Origin of the sequence: Kytococcus schroeteri, from assembly GCF_002847825.1 — a bacterium.
GTDB classification, from domain to species: domain Bacteria; phylum Actinomycetota; class Actinomycetes; order Actinomycetales; family Dermatophilaceae; genus Kytococcus; species Kytococcus schroeteri.
The window spans coordinates 27,215-46,105 of record NZ_PKIZ01000015.1; the positions used below are offsets into that span (position 1 = coordinate 27,215).

An 18,891-nucleotide genomic window follows, 5' to 3' on the forward strand; every position below is an offset into this window, starting at 1 on the left:
CGTCGGCTCGCTGGCTAGGGTGGGTCCGTGACCACGACTGCAGCTGACACGAACGAGACCATCGAGCGATCCCTGGTGCTGGTGAAGCCCGACGGCTACCGCCGCGGCCTCACCGGACAGGTGCTGGCCCGCATCGAGGCCAAGGGCTACCGCCTGGCCGCCCTGACGGTGGTGGAGGCCACCCGTGAGCAGTTGGCCGCCCACTACGCCGAGCACGAGGGCAAGCCCTTCTACGAGCCGCTCATGGAGTTCATGGCCTCCGGCCCGCTGGTGGCCGCCGTCGTGGAGGGCCACGGCTGCATCCCCGGCTTCCGTGCGCTGGCCGGTGCCACCAACCCCACCGAGGCGGCCCCGGGCTCCATCCGCGGCGACCTGGGTCGTGACTGGGGCCTGAAGGTGCAGCAGAACATCGTGCACGGCTCGGACTCGCCGGAGTCCGCCGAGCGCGAGATCGCCATCTGGTTCCCGCAGGGGGTGTGACCTCCCTGACGCCCACGGAAGCGGGCTCCGCCGGCCGGTTCTCCGGCCGGCGGTCTCGGGAGGGACATACGATGCCGCCCATGACTTCGAGTTGGCAGCGCCTGCGCGGTGGTGACCTGGCGGTGGACCTGGGGACCTCGCGGACCCGGATCTGGCGCAAGGGCAGGGGCATCGCCCTGGACGAGCCGTCGCTGCTGGCGGTCGAGGGGGGCACGGGCAAGGTGCTCGCCGCCGGTGAGCGCGCCCGCGGCCTCATCGGCCGTACCCCGGCGCACGTGCACATCATGCGCCCGGTCCGCGACGGCGTGATCGTCGACGCGGACGTCGCCGAGTCGATGCTGCGCACCTTCGTCGACCAGGTGCACTCCAGCTGGCTGAACCGCCCCCGCGTGGTGGTCGCCACCCCCTCGCAGATCACCGCCGTGGAGCGCCGCGCCGTCGAGGAGACGGTCCTGCGCTCCGGCGCCCGCGAGGTCTTCATCGTGGAGCAGGGCATGGTCGCGGCCATCGGGGCCGGGCTGCCGGTCAACGACGAGCAGGCCTCGATGGTGCTCGACCTCGGCGGCGGCACCGCCGACGGGGCCATCACGGCCCTGGGCGGCATCGTCCGTTCGGGCTCGGCCCGGGTGGGCGGTGACGACCTCAGCGAGGCCGTCCGCGACTGGCTGCGCACCGAGCACCACCTGCTGCTGGGGGAGCGCACGGCCCAGGACCTCGTGGCCCAGGTGGGCTCGGCGGTGCCGCAGCGCGAGGAGGCCACGGCCCGCGTGCACGGCCGTGACCTGCGCACCGGCCTGCCCGAGACGGTGGACGTCACCGGGGCCGCGGTCCGCGAGGCCATGGCGGCGCCGCTGGACGGCATCGCCGCCTTCGCCCGCAGCCTGGTGGACCAGTGCCCGCCGGACCTGGCCGGTGACGTCACCGGCCGTGGCGTGGTGCTCACCGGTGGGGTGGCCCTGCTGCGCGGCATCGACCAGCGCCTCTCCCGCGAGCTGGCCCTGCCGGTGCACGTGGCCAAGGACCCGCAGCGGGCGGTGATCCGCGGTGCGGGGCGGTGCATCGACGACCTGGCGCGCCTGCGCCGCATCGTGGTCGGGGAGCAGCGGTACTGATGGCCGACCGCATCCGTCCGTACTCCGGTGACCGTCGGGTGCGGGGCCGGCGCCGGGGTGACTCCCAGCGCCGCGTCCCCGTGGGCGTGGTCCGCCGGGAGGGCCTCACCGGCCGCCGGCTGGGCATGCAGCAGCGGGACCGCTCCGCCGAGCGCCGCGCGTGGGCGGGGCCCCTGGCGGCCCTGGCCCTCACCCTCGCCGCCGTGGGGGTCGACGCGGTGTCCCCGGCGGTGCTCGACCCCGTGCGCAGTGCCTCGGAGGTGGCCTTCGCCCCCCTGCAGCGCGCGATGGTGGTGCCGCCCACCGACGAGCTGCAGGCCGTGGAGTCCGAGCGCGACCGTCTGGCCGACGAGCTGCGCGCCCAGCGCGAGAAGAACCGGCTGGACTCCGCCGCCGTGGGGCTGTTCGACTCCGAGGTGGTGGCCGGACGTGAGCTGACCCCGGCCCGCGTCATCGGGTTCACCGCGGCCACGGCCACCTCGCCGGACCGCCGCGTCACCCTCGACGTGGGCTCGCGCGACGGCGTGGAGCCCGACCTCACCGTGGTCTCCCGCCGGGGCCTGGTGGGCCGCGTTGTCTCGGTGACCGACTGGACGAGCGAGGTGATGGTCCTCGGTGACCCGGCGCTGTCCCTGGGCGTCCGCTCCTCCTCCGGCGCGATGGGGGTGCTCTCGGCCACCGCGCCCCCCGGCACGCCCGCCCGCCAGGCCAACCAGCTGACCCTGCAGGCCTTCGAGCCGGGCACCTTCAAGGAGGGTGACCTGCTCACCACGCTGGGTGGGGCCAACAGCCCGTTCGTCTCCGGCGTGGCCGTCGGCCGCGTGGCCTCGATCGACCCGGACAAGGGCCAGCTCCAGGAGACGGCCGTGGTGCGCCCCGGGGTGCAGGTCTCCACTCTCGAGGTGGTGGGCGTGCTGAGCACCGCCGAGCGCGACCGCTCGCGCGAGACCACCACGCTGCCGGAGTCGCAGCCCAGCCCGTCGGGCCCGGACGCCTCGCCGGGCGGTGACGCCTCGGCGGACCCGTCCTCCCAGCCGTCCTCCAGCGGGGACCAGACCGGTCCGCTGGACGGCAACCCGAGCGACGACGAGTCGGTGCTCGTGGACCCCTCGGCCCCGGTGGACCAGCCCACCGACGCCCCGAGCGACGCCGCCCGCCCGGACGCCCAGCCCGCCTCGCCGACCCCCACCGGAGCCCCGTGATGCGTTTCATGATCGGCCTCATCCGCGTCGTGGCCATGGTGCTGCTGGCGGTCGTGACCACCGGTCTGCTGCCGCGGGTGTCCTTCCCCGCGCCGGACCTGCTGCTGCTCGTGGTGCTGGCAGTGGCCCTGCTGCGTGGTGCGCGGTCGGGCCTCGTGTGGGGCCTGGTGGCCGGCTGGCTGGTGGACCTCGTGCCGCCGGGCGCCGGGGTGGCCGGTGCCACCGCCCTCACCTACGGCCTGGTGGCCTGGGCGGCCGGCTCCTTCGCGGCCACCGTGCGCCGCTCGTGGTTGCTCACCTCGGTGACCGTCGCCGTGGCGGCGCTGGCCGTGCAGGGCGTGCGCTGGGTCATGGCCCTGGCCCTGCAGAAGCCGACCGGCGACACCGTCGACCCGTGGGCCTGGCTGCTCACCGCGCTGCTGGGCGTGGTGGTGGTGCCCACCCTGATGCACCTGGAGAACGCTGCCCTGACGAGGAACGCCACGTGATGCAGATCCTGAGGACCGCCCGCCGCCGCACCGTGATCATGGGGGTGCTGGTGCTCGTGGCGCTGCTCGTGCTCGGTGGACGCATGGCCCAGATGCAGGTGGTGCAGCACGACCGGTACGCGACCGCGGCGCAGACCACCAACACCCGCTCGATCGTGCACCCGGCGGTGCGTGGCCGCATCCTGGCCGCCGACGGCACCCCCTTCGTGCGCAACGTGGCGCACTCCACGGTGACCATCGACCCGCAGGTGATGCGCGAGCAGGAGGACAAGGGGCGCGGCATCGTGGAGGCCGTGGCCACCGAGCTGGGGCAGGACCCCGACACGCTGTGGGGCCGCACCCGCACCTGCGGCGCCAAGGACGCGCCCCGCCCGCCGCGCTGCAACTCCGGTGGCGCCTACCAGCCCATCACCATGGCCCAGGGCGTGGACCCGGTGAAGCTGCTGCCGCTGCTGGAGCGCCCCGAGGACTACCCGGGCGTCAAGGTGGACGCCACCGCCGAGCGCGGCTGGCCCAAGCCGAAGGGTGCCCTGGCGGCCCAGACCTTGGGCTACCTGACGCGCGTGAGCGCCGAGGACCTCAAGGGGCGCGACGACCTGCAGTCCACGGCCATGATCGGCCGCGACGGGCTGGAGGCCTTCTACGACGGCGACCTGCGCGGCCGCAACGGCGTCACCAAGGTGGCCGTCTCCCCGGCCGGCCGCTTCCTCGAGGAGATCAGCCACACCGAGCCGCAGGCCGGTCTGGACGTGCGCACCCACCTGGTCCCGGAGGTGCAGCGCGTGGCCGAGGAGGCACTCGCGCAGGCCAGCCAGGCCGCGGCGCGCAAGAACGGGGCGACCCAGCCGGGCGACAAGGGCAGCGCCAAGACCGGTGCTGCGCTGGTCATGGACGTCGAGACCGGGGGAGTGGTCGCCTCGGCGAGCCTGCCGGGCTACAACCCGGAGGTCTGGAAGGGCGGCGTGGACTCCCAGCAGCTGGAGCAGCTGGTGGACGAGGACGGTGGGGTGCCGCTGACGAACAAGCTCGTCTCCTCGGTCTTCCCGCCGGCCTCGACCTTCAAGGCCGTCTCGCTGCCGACCGCCTTCAGCCAGGGGCTGGACGCGAAGGAGATGTACAGCTGCCCGGCCCGCGTCAAGATCGGTGACCGCTACTTCCGCAACTTCGAGTCCAAGGAGCACGGCGACCTCACGCTGCAGCAGATCATCGAGGTCTCCTGCGACACCGCCTTCTACCGCTGGTCCTTCCGCACCTGGCGCGGACTGGGCGGCCTCAACGCCAAGGACGTGGCCGACCCCTACGTGGAGATGGCCCGCGGCTTCGGCCTGGGCTCGCGCACCGGCATCGACCTCCCGCACGAGTCGGCCGGCCGCATCCCGGACCGCGAGTGGAAGCTGGCCTACTGGGAGTCCCTCAAGGAGGGCTACTGCAAGCGGGCGGAGACCGGGTACACCAAGAAGGAGGTGCCCGACGCCCAGAAGCGCAAGGAGCTCAAGGAGAGCGCGCAGGAGTTCTGCCTGCGTGGGTACCAGTACCGCGGCGGTGACGCGGTGAACTTCTCCATCGGCCAGGGTGACGTCTCCACCACCCCCCTGCAGATGGCCGTGGTCTACGCCGCCATCGCCAACGGGGGCAACGTCATCGAGCCGCGGCTGGCCAAGGAGGCGGTGGACGTCGACGGCAAGGTCGCCAAGACCTACGACACCACCGTCCGCCAGCGGGTCGGCTTCACCGAGGAGTCGCTGCGAGTGCTCCGCGAGGGCCTCGAGGGCGTGATGACCCGGGGTACCGCGTCGTGGGCCTTCAAGGACTGGGACAACGCGCGCCACCCCCTGGCCGGCAAGACGGGGACCGCTGAGGTGGCCAACCAGGCGCCCACCTCCTGGTTCGTCAGCTACGACGCCGGTCAGAAGTCGAAGTACGTGGTGCTCGTGGTGCTCGGCGACTCGGGGACCGGTAGCGAGTACGCGGCGCCGGTTGCGCGCTCCATCTGGAACACGATGAAGACGCAGGGCCTGCTCGAGGCCAACGGAGCGGACGCCCCCGTCTCGTCGGCCGACACGAAGGCCGACATCGAGGCCGCCACGAAGCGCGCCGAGGAGGCCAAGGCCCGGACCGTGACCGTCAAGGACGTCACCAAGGAGTCCCTCGTGGGGCCGGTGGACACGGAGTTCCAGGACGGCGGGGCACCCGCCGACGCGCCCACGGAGAACCCGTCGGCGTCGGCCGCCCCGGAGGCGGCCGTGGGGCGCACCCGTCAGTGATAAGGTGACACCTTGCCGTTCGATCGGCCGCGGACGCCGAATGCCCCGGAGAACAGGCCCGGGCGCGCCGCGCAACGACCCTGAGGAGTCACGCTTGACCACGCTGGACGCTGCCAAGAAGAAGTCCATCATCGAGGAGTACGCCACCACCGAGGGTGACACCGGGTCGCCGGAGGTGCAGGTCGCCCTGCTCACGCAGCGCATCAAGGACCTGACCGAGCACTCCCGTCAGCACAAGCACGACCACCACACCCGTCGTGGCCTGCTGCTGCTGGTGGGTCGCCGCAAGCGCCTGCTGCGCTACCTGGAGTCCACCGACATCGAGCGCTACCGTGCGCTGATCAAGAAGCTCGGCCTGCGCCGCTGAAAGAGCTCTCTGCCGACTGCGGCCCCCCCGGGGGCCGCTTTTGGTATGAGTAGAGGGGGTCGGCCGGTCCGACCGGCCTCCTCGTGACCCGTCGCACCACGCGCCGGGAGGAACACCGGACCACCAGACACACGGCACAACGACGATGCCCGTGTGCTGACCAACAGAAGGGAGGACCCCATGGAGGGTCCTGAGATCACGTTCGCCGAGGCCGTCATCGACAACGGTGCCCACGGCACCAAGACGGTCCGGTTCGAGACCGGGCGACTCGCCCAGCAGGCCGCCGGCTCGGTGGCCGCCTACCTCGTCGAGGACGACATCGACGACAGCACCATGGTTCTGTCGGCCACCACGGCCGGCAAGGAGCCCAAGGACCACTTCGACTTCTTCCCGCTGACGGTGGACGTCGAGGAGCGCATGTACGCCGCGGGCCGCATCCCCGGCTCGTTCTTCCGCCGTGAGGGCCGCCCGGGCACCGACGCGATCCTCACCTGCCGCCTCATCGACCGCCCGCTGCGCCCGACCTTCACCAAGGGCCTGCGCAACGAGGTGCAGGTCGTGGTGACCGTGCTGGCCCACCACCCGGACCACCAGTACGACGTGCTGGCCATCAACGCCGCCAGCGCCTCCACCCAGATCTCCGGCCTGCCGTTCTCCGGCCCCATCGGTGGTGTGCGCCTCTCGCTCATCGACGGCCAGTGGGTGGCCTTCCCGAACTTCTCGGACATCGCCCGCTCCACCTTCGACATGGTGGTGGCCGGCCGCATCGCCGGCGACGACGTCGCGATCATGATGGTCGAGGCCGAGTCCACCGAGTCCACCTGGACCCTGGTGAACGACGAGGGCAAGACGGCCCCCACCGAGGAGGTCGTGGCCCAGGGCCTCGAGGCCTCCAAGGTCTTCATCCGCGCCCTGTGCGAGGCCCAGCAGAAGCTGCACGCCGAGGCCGGCAAGGAGGTGCAGGAGTTCCCGCTGTTCCTGGACTACCAGGACGACGCCTACGCCGCCGTGGAGGCCGCCGCCGCGCAGGACACCGCGCAGGCCCTGACCATCGCGGGCAAGCAGGAGCGTGAGGCGCGCCTGGACGAGATCAAGGAGTCCCTCAAGGCCGAGCTGGCCGGGGCCGACGAGGAGGAGGGCAAGCCCTTCGCCGGTCGCGCCAAGGAGGTCTCCGCCGCGTTCAAGGCCCTGCAGAAGAAGCTCATCCGCGAGCGCATCCTGCGTGACGGCGTCCGCATCGACGGCCGTGGCCCCAAGGACATCCGTGCCCTGTCCGCCGAGGTGCAGGCCCTGCCGCGCGTCCACGGCTCGGCCATCTTCGAGCGTGGCGAGACCCAGATCATGGGTGTCACCACGCTGAACATGCTGCGCATGGAGCAGCAGATCGACGGCCTCGGCCCGGTGACGCGCAAGCGCTACATGCACAACTACAACTTCCCGCCGTTCTCCACCGGTGAGACCGGTCGCGTGGGCTCGCCCAAGCGTCGCGAGATCGGGCACGGCGCCCTGGCCGAGCGTGCGCTCGTGCCGGTGCTGCCGAGCCGCGAGGAGTTCCCGTACGCCATCCGCCAGGTGTCCGAGGCGCTGGGCTCCAACGGCTCCACCTCGATGGGGTCGGTCTGCGCCTCCACCATGTCGCTGCTCAACGCCGGTGTGCCGCTCAAGGCGCCGGTGGCCGGCATCGCCATGGGCCTGGTGTCCGCCGAGGTCGACGGGGGCGTGCAGTACCAGGCGCTCACCGACATCCTCGGTGCCGAGGACGCCTTCGGCGACATGGACTTCAAGGTGGCCGGCACCAAGGACTTCGTCACCGCCATCCAGCTGGACACCAAGCTCGACGGCATCCCTGCCGAGGAGCTGGCCAAGGCGCTCACCCAGGCCCGCGACGCGCGCCTGCACATCCTCGACGTGATGTCGCAGGCCATCGACGCCCCGGACGAGATGAGCCCGAACGCCCCGCGCGTCATCGCGGTGAAGGTGCCGGTCGACAAGATCGGTGAGGTCATCGGCCCCAAGGGCAAGATGATCAACCAGATCCAGGAGGACACCGGCGCCGACATCTCCATCGAGGACGACGGCACCGTGTACATCGGCGCCACCGACGGCCCCTCGGCCGAGGCGGCCCGGTCGGCCATCAACGCCATCGCCAACCCGCAGATGCCGGAGATCGGCGAGCGCTTCCTGGGCACGGTCGTCAAGACCACCACCTTCGGTGCGTTCATCTCCCTGCTGCCGGGCAAGGACGGCCTGCTGCACATCTCCGAGATCCGCAAGCTCGTCGGTGGCAAGCGCATCGACGCGGTCGAGGACGTGCTGAACGTCGGCGACAAGGTGCAGGTGGAGCTCAAGGAGATCGACCAGCGCGGCAAGCTCTCGCTGGGCGCCGTGGTGGCCGACGAGGAGGGCGCGGCCGAGGCCGCCCCGCAGTCCGGCAAGATCGGTGGCGGTGCCCGGGCGACCCGCACCGAGGACGAGGCCGAGCGCCCCGAGCCGGTGTCCGTCCGCGAGGACTCCGCCGATGCCGAGCCGGCCCGTGAGGCCGTCGAGGGCGACTCCGACGGTGAGGACGGCGAGCGTCGTCGTCCGCGTCGCCGCCGTGGCGCCCGTGGTGGCCGCGGCCGTGGTGAGGGCTCGGAGGACTGAGCCCCACCGGCCGGGGTGGCCGAGCGGTGCCGGGTGCTGCGTGCTCAGCAGCAGCGGTTCTGCGGGTTGGTGTCCTGGGCGTCCATGCGGGCGCGCCAGTACTCCTTCTCGGTGGGCACCGGGCAGTCCGGGTGGTCGCGCCGCATCCGGGCCACGTACTGCTCGTAGTGGTTGTCGCCCATGATCGAGGCCACGTACCACCGGGCGAAGCGCAGCCCGCGGAGCCAGGCAGGGCCTTGGCCCCCCGGCCCGGCGGCCCGCGGTGGGGTCGCCGGGCCGGGGGAGCGGTCGGTGGTGGGCGCCACGGTCAGTGGCTCCGCGCCGGGCTGCCGCTCGGGTCGAGACCGGCGGCCTGCCACTGGGCGAGGACCTCCTTCTCGGCCGGGGTGGGGAAGAACCCGCGCGGGGCGAAGGTGCGCGAGGGAACCGGCTCGTCCTCGCTGGTGGGCAGCCCGCCGGCGCGGACGGCCTTGAGGCACACCCACAGGGCGGCCAGCACCACCACGGCCACGAGCAGGGCGAACACGATCGACAGCGTGCCCTGGATGAAGGTGTTGCGCACGACCGCGTCCACCGCCTCGGGGGTCTTGGCCGTGCCGCAGGCGCCCTGGCCGGTGTCGCGGAAGGCCTTGCACGCGTCGTGCTGCGCCCAGTAGCCGATCTTCGGGTTGTCCGAGAAGATCTTCTGCCAGGAGGCCGACATCGTCACGACGAGGTCCCACACCAGCGGCACGCCGGGGATCCAGGCCCACTTCACCAGGCCCTTCTTGACCACGATGGTGGTGACCACGGCCAGCGCGATGGCGGCCAGCAGCTGGTTGGCGATGCCGAACAGCGGGAAGAGCGTGTTGATGCCGCCCAGCGGGTCGGTGACGCCCATGACCAGGATGGAGCCCCAGCCGGCCACGACGAGGGCCGAGCAGAGCCACGCGCCGACCTTCCACGAGGGGTCCTTGAAGCGGCCCAGGCCCGGCACGTTGCCGAGGGTGTCGCTGAGCATGAAGCGCGCGACGCGAGTGCCGGCATCGACCGTGGTGAGGATGAACAGCGCCTCGAACATGATGGCGAAGTGGTACCAGAACGACTTGATGCCGTCGCCACCACCGAAGGAGGAGAGCACCTCGCTCATGCCGAACGCGAGAGTGGGCGCGCCACCGGTGCGGCTGACGATGGACTCCTCGCCGAGGTGCTTGGCGGCCTGGTCGAGCTGCTCGGCGGTGACGGGCGTGCCGCCCAGGCCGAGGCCGTTGACGTAGTCCGCGGCGGTCTGCGCGGTGCCGCCGGTGGCGGCCGCCGGGGCGTTCATGGCGAAGTACACGTGCGGGTCGAGGATGACCGCGGCGATGAGCGCCATGATGGCCACGAACGACTCGGTGAGCATGGACCCGTAGCCGATGAGGCGGGCCTGGCCCTCCTTCTCCAGCAGCTTGGGGGTGGTGCCGGAGGAGACCAGCGCATGGAAACCCGAGAGGGCACCGCAGGCGATGGTGATGAACAGGAAGGGGAACAGGTTGCCGGCGAACACCGGGCCGGTGCCGTCCTTGCCGAACTGGCTCAGCGCCGGGAACTGCACGGCCGGGGCAGCCACGAGGATGCCGGCGGCCAGCAGCACGATGGTGCCGACCTTCATGAAGGTGGACAGGTAGTCGCGCGGGGCCAGCAGCAGCCACACCGGCAGCACCGAGGCGGCGAACCCGTAGGCGATGAGCCACCAGCTCAGGGCCAGCGGGGAGAGGGTGAAGGTCTCGGCGCCCCACGAGGTGTCGGCGACCACGCCGCCGGCCACGATGGCGGCCAGCAGCAGGGCCACACCGATGAGGGAGACCTCGGAGACGCGGCCGGGGCGCAGGAAGCGCAGGTAGACACCCATGAACAGGGCGATGGGGATGGTCAGCGCCAGTGAGAACACGCCCCACGGGCTGTGTGCCAGGGCGCCGATGATGACGATGCCGAGCACTGCGATGAGGATGATCATGATGCTCAGCACGCCCACGATGGCGGCCCAGCCACCGACCGGGCCGAGCTCGTCGCGCGCCATCTGGCCCAGGGAGCGACCGCGGCGGCGGGTGGAGAGCGCCAGCACGAGGTAGTCCTGCACGGCGCCGGCGAAGACCACGCCGAAGATGATCCACAGGGTGCCGGGCAGGTAGCCCATCTGTGCGGCCAGCACGGGGCCCACGAGCGGGCCGGCGCCGGCGATGGCGGCGAAGTGGTGGCCGAAGAGCACGCGCCGGTCGGTGGGCATGAAGTCCTGCCCGTTGTCGTACAGCTCGGCCGGGGTGGCGCGGTCATCGCGCGGCTTGACGACCTTGTACTCGATGAGCCGGGCGTAGAAGCGGTAGGCGATGAGGTAGGTGGCGACGGCGGCGAGCACGAACCACACGGCGTTGACCTGCTCGCCGCGCGAGATCGCGATCATCCACCAGGCGACGGCTCCGGCCAGGGCCACGACGCCGAAGACGACCTTCTCCCTGGGCGTCACGGTGTGGGGCTCGGAGACCGAGACCGGTGGCAGGTCACGGGCCTCGGGGGCCCGCCGCTCCTGCGGGGGTGCTGACATCGGGGTCCTCCTGAGGGGATGGGGGCGTGAGGTGCCTCGAACCTACGCCCGTCGGAGGCCGTGGCACCCGGCCCCGCGCACGGCGTGACCCGACCGTGACCTCAGGGTCGCGTCACCAGCTCCGCGGCGCCGCGGCAGGCCCGGGAGAACAGGGCCTCGAGCGGTCCCCGGCGGCCGAGCAGCACCAGCGGGACGGCCACGGCGGCCATCACCGCCAGGTGCACCACGAACACCTCCACGCCGTAGTCGCCCGATCCGTCGTAGAAGGTGCGCACCAGGATGTGCAGCGTGTACGCGGTGAGGCTCATGGTGCCGATGGCGCCCAGCAGCACCCACAGCCGCTGGGCCCGCGGCCACGCCTGCACCACCAGGAGCCCCATCCCGATGACGGCCATCGACGTGCCCACTGTGTGCAGGAGGTCCATCATCGTGGAGGCGTGGGGGTACATGGTGAGCTGCCAGACCCAGTCGGCCGGGGCCTGCCCGTGCAGGCCGTGGCGCGCCTCCCGGTCCAGGCCGGCGAAGTCCGCCACGGGGGCGTCGTTCCACGTGGCCAGCATGCGGTGCTGCACCCAGGGCTGGGCGGTGGCGAGCCGGCTCACCAGCCACGCGCCGGTGGCCAGGGCCACCCCGCCCAGGGCGATGCCGCGCTGGACCGTCCAGCGTGTGAGGTCGAGCCGGCCCAGGGCCATGCCGGCCAGGACGTAGCCGAACCAGAACACCACCGGGTAGAAGCCGGTGAGGGTGAGCTGCTCGGTGGTGGCCAGCCACCCGCCGTGGTCGGGCAGGGAGTGCACGGGGCTGCTGGGGTCGGCCACCCAGGCGCGCGCCGGCGAGGCCAGCCACGGGGCCACCAAGCACCACGCCACCGCCCACGTGGCCAGGGCCAGGGCCCCCAGGTGCACCAGGGGCACCGCGAGCAGGAACATCGCACCGTAGGCCGGCAGGATCACCGCGATGCCGGAGTCCAGGGTGCCCAGGGCCAGCCCGAGCAGGTAGAGCAGCAGTGCGCGCACCGACAGGCTGATGCGGGCGTCGTGCAGCCGGGAGCCCACCAGCGGGGTGCTGCGCCCGGTGACCAGCGCGATGGAGAGCCCGGCCAGCACGGCGAAGAGCGCCGAGGACCGCCCGATGACGACCCACCCGAGGTCGCCCCAGGGCTCGTCGACGTAGCGGACGTTGAGGTGCGTGCCCACCATCCCGACGACCGCCGCGGTCCGCGCGAGGTCGATGCCCCGCAGTCGGGGTTGACGGGTGCCCCGGGGGTGGGCCGGGGTGTCGTCGACGCGAGCGGGGACGGCATGGGACATGGGGGGCAGTCTCTCAGGTGACCCCCCCGGTGTTTGCTGCATCACATTCCGTGGCCGATACTGCGTGCATGTACGGCAACGACTTCGCAGTTCCCGAGGAACCCCTGAACGCGGCCGAGACCCCTGAGTACTCCGCCGCCCTGCAGGACCAGGCCGACGGCGTGCTGGACCGGGACGGCGAGGGCACGCCCCACTTCGACGAGCTCATCGCGGCCGACAAGCGCATCGAGCCCCGCGACGAGATGCCGCAGGAGTACCGCGACACGCTGATCCGCCAGATCGCGCAGCACGCGCACAGCGAGATCATCGGCATGCAGCCGGAGGGCAACTGGATCACCCGCGCCCCCAGCCTGCGCCGCAAGGCCATCCTCATGGCCAAGGTGCAGGACGAGGCCGGCCACGGGCTCTACCTCTACTCCGCCGCCGAGACCCTGGGCATGAGCCGCGACGAGATGCTCGACCGCCTGCACACCGGGCGCCAGAAGTACAGCTCGATCTTCAACTACCCCACGCTCACCTGGGCCGACGCCGGCGCCATCGGGTGGCTCGTGGACGGCGCGGCGATCATGAACCAGGTGCCCCTGTGTCGCTGCTCCTACGGTCCGTACGGCCGCGCGATGGTGCGCGTGTGCAAGGAGGAGTCCTTCCACCAGCGGCAGGGCTTCGAGATCCTCTGGGCGCTCATGCAGGGCACCGAGGCGCAGCGCGAGATGGCCCAGGACGCGGTGAACCGCACCTGGTGGCCCGCGCTCATGATGTTCGGCCCGCCGGACACCGGCGAGAACGCCTCCGGCGGCCACACCGAGCAGTCGATGGCCTGGGGCATCAAGCGCTTCAGCAACGACGACCTGCGCCAGAAGTTCATCGACATGACCGTGCCGCAGGCCCAGAAGCTCGGCCTGACCCTGCCCGACCCGGACCTGCGGTGGAACGCCGAGCGCGGCCACTGGGACTTCGGCCCCGTCGACTGGGACGAGTTCTGGCAGGTCGTCAAGGGCAACGGGCCGGTCAACGCACAGCGCATCGCACACCGGGTGAGGGCGCACGAGGAGGGCGCCTGGGTGCGTGAGGCCGCGACGGCCCACGCCGCCAAGCAGGCCCGTGACGAGAAGAAGGAGGTGGCTGCGTGAGCGAGCAGGCCTGGCCCCTGTGGGAGGTCTTCGTCCGTGCCAAGCGCGGTCTGAACCACACGCACGTCGGATCGCTGCACGCGCCGGACGCCGAGATGGCGCTGCGCAACGGACGCGACGTCTACACCCGTCGTGGTGAGGGCGTCTCCGTGTGGGTGGTGAAGGCGGACGACATCACGGCCAACAGCCCGGACGAGCGCGACAGCTTCTTCGACCCGGCCGCCGACAAGGTGTACCGCCACCCGACCTTCTACGACGTCCCCGAGGACGTGGAGTACCTGTGAGCGACGAGCAGCTGGCCACCATGCCCGGCACCGCGCCGAAGGAGCCGCAGCGCTTCGAGCCCGAGCCCGGCGCGCCGGTGCCCACGACCCCCGAGACCGTCGGCCGCGCGCCCCGCCCGTGGGACGCCGCCGGCGACCCGGCCTCGATGACCGACGAGCAGCTCTCCGCGCGCTACCTGCTGGGCCTGGCCGACGACGCCCTGGTGTACGCCCAGCGCCTGGGGGAGTGGATCAGCCGTGCCCCGCAGATCGAGGAGGACATGGCCCTGGGCAACGTGGCCCTGGACCTCGTCGGTCAGGCGCGCACGCTGTACACCCGGGTGGGCGAGCTGGACGCCCAGCTCCTGCCCGGCGTGCAGGAGCTGGCGGAGGACGACCTGGCTTACTTCCGCACCGAGCGGGAGTTCCGCAACCGCTGGCTCGTCGAGCAGCCGCGCGGCGACTTCGCCCACGAGATGGTGCGGATGCTGTGGTTCTCCGCCCACCTGCTGGAGACCCTGGCCCGCCTCGTGCGCACCGAGGGCGCCGACGCCGTCGGCGTCGGTGCCGCGCGCAAGGCGCTCAAGGAGGTGGACTACCACCGGGACCACGCGGCCCAGTGGGTGATCCGCCTGGGCGACGGCACCGAGGAGTCCGGCCGGCGCACCGCCGCCGCCCTGGCGGCCCTGGAGCCGTTCGTGGCCGAGCTCTCCGAGGACGACCCGGTGGCCACCGAGGCCGCGCGCCGTGGGCTGGGCGTGCTGCCGAGCACCACCGCCGAGGCGGCGATCGCGTACGTGGCCGAGGTGCTCCGGGTGGCCACCCTCGAGCGCCCCGCGGCCGGGCGCTGGAACGCCGGCGGCGGGCGCACGGGCACGCACTCCGAGCAGCTGGGCTACCTGCTGGCCGAGATGCAGTCGGTGGCGCGGGCCCACCCCGGCGCCTCGTGGTGACCGGGGCGGACCTGCCGGCGGCCGGGGCGGGGCGCGCCCCGGTCGAGGAGGTGCTCCGGGCCCTGGAGTCGGTCCCCGACCCGGAGATCCCCGTCATCACGCTGGCGGACCTGGGCGTCCTGCGCTCGGTGGAGGCCGACGAGGACCGCGGCACGGTGCACGTGGTCATGACACCCACGTACTCCGGCTGCCCGGCCATGGAGGTCATGGAGGGCCAGGTGGCCCGCGCGGTGGCCCTGCGCGGCTGGGATCCCGAGGTGGAGCGCCGGCTCGACCCGCCGTGGACCACCGACTGGATGACCGACGAGGGCCGCGAGAAGCTGCGCGCCTTCGGCATCGCCCCGCCCGGCCCGGCCGGCGCAGCACGGTCCGGGCCCGCCGACGGGCCGGTGGGCCTGCAGCTGCAGGTGCGCCAGGTGCGCTGCCCGGCATGCGGTTCGGCGGACACCGAGGAGCTGGCCCGCTTCGGTTCCACCGCCTGCAAGGCCCTGCGCCGCTGCCGCGCCTGCCGCGAGCCGTTCGACGAGTTCAAGCCGCTGTGAGGCCCGCCGTCGTGACCCGACCCGAGAACACCCTGCGAGACCCTGGAGAGAGATGAGCCCCCTGAGCACCCCGACCCGACGCCGCGCGACCTTCCACCCCCTGAGGGTGGCCAGGGTCGAGCGGCTGACGGACACCTCGGTGGCCATCACCTTCGACGTGCCCGACGAGCTGGCCGAGGACTTCGCCTTCGAGCCCGGGCAGCACCTGACGCTGCGCGCCGAGATCGACGGGGTGGACGTGCGCCGGTCGTACTCCATCTGCCTGCCGCGCTCGCGCGCCCTGCGCGACAAGCACGTGCGCGTGGCGGTCTCCACGGTGCCACAGGGCGTGATGAGCAACTGGCTCGTGGACCACGTGTCCGAGGGGGACGAGCTGCAGGTGATGACCCCGATGGGCACCTTCGTGAACCCCTCGCAGCCCGATGCGGTGCGCCACCACGTGGCCATCGCGGCCGGTTCGGGCATCACGCCGGTCATGAGCCTGCTGGGCACCCTGCTGGAGGAGGAGCCCGGCTCGCGCGCCACGCTGATCTTCGGCAACCGCCGCACGGACTCGATCATGTTCCTCGAGGAGCTGGCGGACTACAAGAACCAGTACCCGGGGCGCTTCCAGCTGCTCAACGTGCTCTCCCGCGAGCCGCAGGAGGTGGAGCTGCTCCACGGCCGCATCGACGCCGAGCGGCTGGAGCGCATCTTCTCCACGCTGGTGCCGGTGGACCAGGTGGACCACTGGTACCTGTGCGGTCCGTTCGGGATGGTGGAGACCGCCCGCGAGCTGCTGGCGGCCAAGGGCGTCGCCGAGGAGGTCGTGCACCACGAGGTCTTCCACGTGGAGGACGCCCCGCCGCAGTCCGCCCCGGAGCCGGTGGACACCTCCGCCCCGCCGGAGGCCGTGGTGACCGTGACCCTGGACGGGCGCCGCAGCGAGGTGCCGATGCCGAGCCGGGACGGGGAGACCATCCTGGACGCCACCCTGCGCGAGCGGCCGGACGCGCCGTTCTCGTGCACCGGCGGCGTGTGCGGCACGTGCCGCGTCAAGGTGCTCGCCGGCGAGGTGCGCATGGACCGCAACTACGCGCTGGAGCCCGACGAGGTGGAGGCCGGCTACGCGCTGGCCTGCCAGAGCCACCCGGTGACGGACACCGCCGAGGTCGACTTCGACGTCTGAGGTCGTCGGTCCTCGGCCCTAGGGTTGCCGCGTGACCGCGAACCCCTCGACGACGCACCCCGTGCCGGACCGTGCTGCGCCCCACCCGGGCGAGGTGGACCCGTGGCCGGCGCTGTGGGCCCTGTGCCTGGGCTTCTTCATGGTGCTGGTGGACTCCACCATCGTGTCCATCGCCACCCCGGCGCTCATGGGCGAGTTCGACGCCACCGTGAGCCAGGTGGTCTGGGTGACCAGCGCCTACCTGCTCGCCTACGCGGTGCCGCTGCTGGTGACGGGGCGGCTGGGGGACCGGTTCGGGCCGCGCCGCATCTACCTGCTGGGCCTGGCGGTCTTCACGGCCGCGTCGGCCTGGTGCGGGCTGGCGCACAGCATCGAGGCGCTCGTCGCCGCCCGCGTGGTGCAGGGGCTCGGGGCCGCGCTGCTGAGCCCGCAGACGATGGCCGTGATGACGCGGCTCTTCCCCGGTGAGCGCCGGGGCCGGGCGATGGCGGCGTGGGGCGCGACCGCTGGCGTGGCCACGCTCGTGGGGCCGTTGCTCGGAGGGCTGCTGCTGGACTCGGTGGGCTGGGAGTGGGTCTTCTTCGTCAACGTGCCGGTCGGGGTGCTGGCGTTCGTGCTGGCCGTCCGGCTCGTGCCGCGGTTCGAGCAGCGGGCGCACCGCTTCGACGGGCTGGGGGTGGTGCTCAGCGCCCTGGGCATGTTCCTGCTGGTGTTCGGCATCCAGGAGGGTCAGACCTACGACTGGGGCCGCATCATCGGCTGGGTGAGCGTGCCCCTGCTCATCGTCGCGGGCCTCGTGGTGCTCGGCGCCTTCGTGGCCTGGCAGGCGGTGCAGCGGGGCGAGCCGCTGGTGCCGCTGGGGCTCTTCGCGCACCGCAACTTCAGTCTGGCCAACCTGGCCATCACGACGGTGGGGTTCGCCACCATCGCCACCGCGTTCCCGATGATCCTGTACCTGCAGTCCGTGCGGGGCATGTCGCCGACGCAGGCCGCGCTCGTGCTGGCCCCCTCGTCCGTGGTCACGATGTTGCTGGCCCGCTGGGCCGGCGGTCTGGTCGACCGGCTGCACCCGCGGGTCCTGGCCACGGGCGGCCTGGTGGGCCTGGCGGCCGGCTACCTGCTGGCGGCCCTCACGATCTCCCCGGGCACCCCGTTGCTGCTGCTCCTGGCGCCGTGGGCGCTCATCGGGCTGAGCAGCTGCTTCGTGTGGGCGCCGCTGTCGGTCGCGGCCACGCGCACCCTGCCGCCGCACGCCATCGGGGCCGGGTCCGGCGTGTACAACACCACCCGGCAGGTGGGGTCGGTGCTGGGGTCGGCGGCCATCGCGGCCCTCATCGAGGCCCGGATGGCGGCGCACCTCGTGGGTGCGGGCGGGGCTCCGGGTGGCGCTCCTGCGTCGGGCGGCGGGGCCGACTCGGCCGGGAGCGGCGCCGGCGGGTCCGCGGACGGTGTCGCGGCCGGCGGTGAGGCCATGGCCCACGCCGGGGGCCAGGTGCCGCCCGTCGTGGCCGACGCCATGAGCGCCGCGCTGCGCGAGGCGATGCTGCTGCCCGCCGCCGTGCTGGTGCTCGGGGCTCTGGCGGCGGTCTGCCTCGTGGCGCACCGGGACGAGAACGCCCCCACGGCCTGAGCAGGGCTCGGGTCGTGGGGGCGTCGGTGCCCTTCGCGGGGCGGGGTGGGCGACCGCGGCGTGGCGCCGTTCGTGGCGGGCGCCCGCGGGCTCAGAGCAGCAGCGCCACGGCCCACGTGATCGCGACGATGACGCCGGCGACCACGAACGTCCAGGCCCAGAGCCGGTCGAGGTTCACCCAGTGGCTGCGCAGGACCTCCAGCCCCATCACCTCGTACACGGCCAGCGCCATCGCGGCCGAGACCACGGCCATGGCCAGGGCGTGGACGACGGCCAGCCCGGCCGCCTGCCACAGGGCCGTGCCCAGCGACAGCGTGAGCCCCTCGGGCGTCGGGGCGCCCGCCCCCACGACGACGGGCGCCAGCATCAGCCCCGCGCCGGTGGTGGTGGACATGAGGAAGGACCACCAGGCGAGCTCCCAGAAGCCCAGGCGCATGCCCACCCAGCGGAAGTGGCGGCGGCGCCCCAGCAGGTAGACGCCGAAGCCCACGAGCAGCACGGCGACCACGCCGAGCGCCACGGCGTGGGTGACCGCCCCGGCGACCACTGCGGTCACCAGGGCGGTCGGCAGCACGGAGAGCTCGTGCCCCAGGGCGATCGGCACGATCGCCCCGAGCAGCGCCCGACGGCTGCGCTGCTGCAGCCCGAAGGAGACCGCGAAGAGCCACCCCATGCCGGGGTTCAGCCCGTGGAAGGCCCCGAGCCCGGCGCTGGCGAGCCAGTCACCGAGCCCGAGGTCCGCCGGGGCGTGCTCGTGGCCGCCGTGGGCCGGGAGCACG

Annotated in this window: 17 protein-coding genes; 13 read left to right on the forward strand and 4 right to left on the reverse strand. The window is 72.7% G+C overall.

Going from position 1 to position 18,891, the window contains the following annotated elements; genetic code table 11:
* Positions 1–27: 27 nt before the first annotated feature.
* The 7 genes from ndk (at position 28) to CYJ76_RS08415 (ending at position 8,556) form a co-directional block, all read left to right on the forward strand.
* Positions 28–480, forward strand: a complete 453-nt coding sequence (gene ndk, locus CYJ76_RS08385; RefSeq protein ID WP_070706247.1) for a nucleoside-diphosphate kinase — start codon at positions 28–30, stop codon at positions 478–480.
* A gap of 80 nt (positions 481–560) precedes the next feature.
* A complete protein-coding gene (gene mreB, locus CYJ76_RS08390) occupies positions 561–1,592 on the forward strand; it encodes a rod shape-determining protein (protein ID WP_070706248.1) in 1,032 nt (343 codons plus the stop codon).
* Positions 1,592–2,794: a rod shape-determining protein MreC gene (mreC, locus tag CYJ76_RS08395; RefSeq protein WP_070706249.1), complete on the forward strand. Its 1,203-nt coding sequence runs from the start codon at positions 1,592–1,594 to the stop codon at positions 2,792–2,794. The genes mreB and mreC overlap by 1 nt, the downstream gene beginning before the upstream one ends.
* The gene (mreD, locus tag CYJ76_RS08400) at positions 2,794–3,282 is read left to right on the forward strand and encodes a rod shape-determining protein MreD (RefSeq protein ID WP_070706250.1); all 489 of its coding nucleotides are present in this window, start codon (positions 2,794–2,796) and stop codon (positions 3,280–3,282) included. The genes mreC and mreD overlap by 1 nt, the downstream gene beginning before the upstream one ends.
* The gene (locus CYJ76_RS08405) at positions 3,282–5,546 is read left to right on the forward strand and encodes a peptidoglycan D,D-transpeptidase FtsI family protein (RefSeq protein WP_141494352.1); all 2,265 of its coding nucleotides are present in this window, start codon (positions 3,282–3,284) and stop codon (positions 5,544–5,546) included. Before mreD ends, CYJ76_RS08405 begins: the two co-directional genes overlap by 1 nt.
* Positions 5,547–5,586: 40 nt before the next feature.
* A complete protein-coding gene (gene rpsO, locus CYJ76_RS08410; RefSeq protein ID WP_237769858.1) occupies positions 5,587–5,913 on the forward strand; it encodes a 30S ribosomal protein S15 in 327 nt (108 codons plus the stop codon).
* 180 nt (positions 5,914–6,093) lie between these two features.
* On the forward strand, positions 6,094–8,556 hold the full coding sequence (locus CYJ76_RS08415; protein ID WP_070706252.1) for a polyribonucleotide nucleotidyltransferase: 2,463 nt from the start codon (positions 6,094–6,096) through the stop codon (positions 8,554–8,556).
* Between the two features lie 44 nt (positions 8,557–8,600).
* Here the strand turns inward: CYJ76_RS08415 and CYJ76_RS08420 are convergent, their stop codons facing one another.
* From CYJ76_RS08420 to CYJ76_RS08430, 3 genes are all read right to left on the reverse strand, one after another.
* A complete protein-coding gene (locus CYJ76_RS08420; RefSeq protein WP_070706253.1) occupies positions 8,601–8,861 on the reverse strand; it encodes a YbdD/YjiX family protein in 261 nt (86 codons plus the stop codon).
* Between the two features lie 2 nt (positions 8,862–8,863).
* Positions 8,864–11,116 carry a carbon starvation CstA family protein gene (locus tag CYJ76_RS08425; RefSeq protein ID WP_070706254.1) on the reverse strand — a complete coding sequence of 751 codons (2,253 nt, stop codon included), beginning with the start codon at positions 11,114–11,116 and terminating at the stop codon, positions 8,864–8,866.
* 101 nt (positions 11,117–11,217) lie between these two features.
* Positions 11,218–12,426, reverse strand: a complete 1,209-nt coding sequence (locus CYJ76_RS08430; protein ID WP_180802259.1) for a heparan-alpha-glucosaminide N-acetyltransferase domain-containing protein — start codon at positions 12,424–12,426, stop codon at positions 11,218–11,220.
* A 68-nt stretch (positions 12,427–12,494) separates the two neighbouring features.
* On the opposite strand from CYJ76_RS08430, the gene paaA reads away from it, so the two are divergent.
* The 6 genes from paaA to CYJ76_RS08460 are packed head-to-tail and all read left to right on the forward strand — an operon-like array spanning position 12,495 to position 18,112.
* The gene (gene paaA / locus CYJ76_RS08435; protein WP_101849835.1) at positions 12,495–13,556 is read left to right on the forward strand and encodes a 1,2-phenylacetyl-CoA epoxidase subunit PaaA; all 1,062 of its coding nucleotides are present in this window, start codon (positions 12,495–12,497) and stop codon (positions 13,554–13,556) included.
* Positions 13,553–13,840 (forward strand): 1,2-phenylacetyl-CoA epoxidase subunit PaaB, encoded by a 288-nt coding sequence (paaB, locus tag CYJ76_RS08440; RefSeq protein ID WP_070706257.1) that lies wholly within the window; start codon positions 13,553–13,555, stop codon positions 13,838–13,840. The genes paaA and paaB overlap by 4 nt, the downstream gene beginning before the upstream one ends.
* On the forward strand, positions 13,837–14,772 hold the full coding sequence (gene paaC, locus CYJ76_RS08445; RefSeq protein WP_238138200.1) for a 1,2-phenylacetyl-CoA epoxidase subunit PaaC: 936 nt from the start codon (positions 13,837–13,839) through the stop codon (positions 14,770–14,772). Before paaB ends, paaC begins: the two co-directional genes overlap by 4 nt.
* Positions 14,766–15,314: a 1,2-phenylacetyl-CoA epoxidase subunit PaaD gene (gene paaD, locus CYJ76_RS08450; RefSeq protein ID WP_371327515.1), complete on the forward strand. Its 549-nt coding sequence runs from the start codon at positions 14,766–14,768 to the stop codon at positions 15,312–15,314. Before paaC ends, paaD begins: the two co-directional genes overlap by 7 nt.
* A 52-nt stretch (positions 15,315–15,366) precedes the next feature.
* Positions 15,367–16,482 carry a 1,2-phenylacetyl-CoA epoxidase subunit PaaE gene (gene paaE / locus CYJ76_RS08455; RefSeq protein WP_070705236.1) on the forward strand — a complete coding sequence of 372 codons (1,116 nt, stop codon included), beginning with the start codon at positions 15,367–15,369 and terminating at the stop codon, positions 16,480–16,482.
* 31 nt (positions 16,483–16,513) lie between these two features.
* Positions 16,514–18,112, forward strand: coding sequence for a DHA2 family efflux MFS transporter permease subunit (locus tag CYJ76_RS08460; protein WP_414467284.1), 1,599 nt, complete (start codon positions 16,514–16,516; stop codon positions 18,110–18,112).
* Positions 18,113–18,203: 91 nt separating this feature from the next.
* Here CYJ76_RS08460 and CYJ76_RS08465 read toward each other — a convergent pair whose 3' ends face one another.
* Entirely contained in the window at positions 18,204–18,890 is a 687-nt protein-coding gene (locus tag CYJ76_RS08465) for a hypothetical protein (RefSeq protein ID WP_238138201.1), read from the reverse strand.
* Between the last annotated feature and the right edge of the window lies 1 nt (position 18,891).

Coding starts and splice junctions, on each gene's coding strand:
- mreB (WP_070706248.1), top strand. CDS start 561: ATGACTTCGAGTTGGCAGCGCCTGCGCGGTGGTGACCTGGCGGTGGAC.
- mreC (WP_070706249.1), top strand. CDS start 1,592: ATGGCCGACCGCATCCGTCCGTACTCCGGTGACCGTCGGGTGCGGGGC.
- mreD (WP_070706250.1), top strand. CDS start 2,794: ATGCGTTTCATGATCGGCCTCATCCGCGTCGTGGCCATGGTGCTGCTG.
- CYJ76_RS08405 (WP_141494352.1), top strand. CDS start 3,282: ATGCAGATCCTGAGGACCGCCCGCCGCCGCACCGTGATCATGGGGGTG.
- rpsO (WP_237769858.1), top strand. CDS start 5,587: ATGCCCCGGAGAACAGGCCCGGGCGCGCCGCGCAACGACCCTGAGGAG.
- CYJ76_RS08415 (WP_070706252.1), top strand. CDS start 6,094: ATGGAGGGTCCTGAGATCACGTTCGCCGAGGCCGTCATCGACAACGGT.
- CYJ76_RS08425 (WP_070706254.1), bottom strand. CDS start 11,116: ATGTCAGCACCCCCGCAGGAGCGGCGGGCCCCCGAGGCCCGTGACCTG.
- CYJ76_RS08430 (WP_180802259.1), bottom strand. CDS start 12,426: ATGTCCCATGCCGTCCCCGCTCGCGTCGACGACACCCCGGCCCACCCC.
- paaA (WP_101849835.1), top strand. CDS start 12,495: ATGTACGGCAACGACTTCGCAGTTCCCGAGGAACCCCTGAACGCGGCC.
- paaE (WP_070705236.1), top strand. CDS start 15,367: ATGAGCCCCCTGAGCACCCCGACCCGACGCCGCGCGACCTTCCACCCC.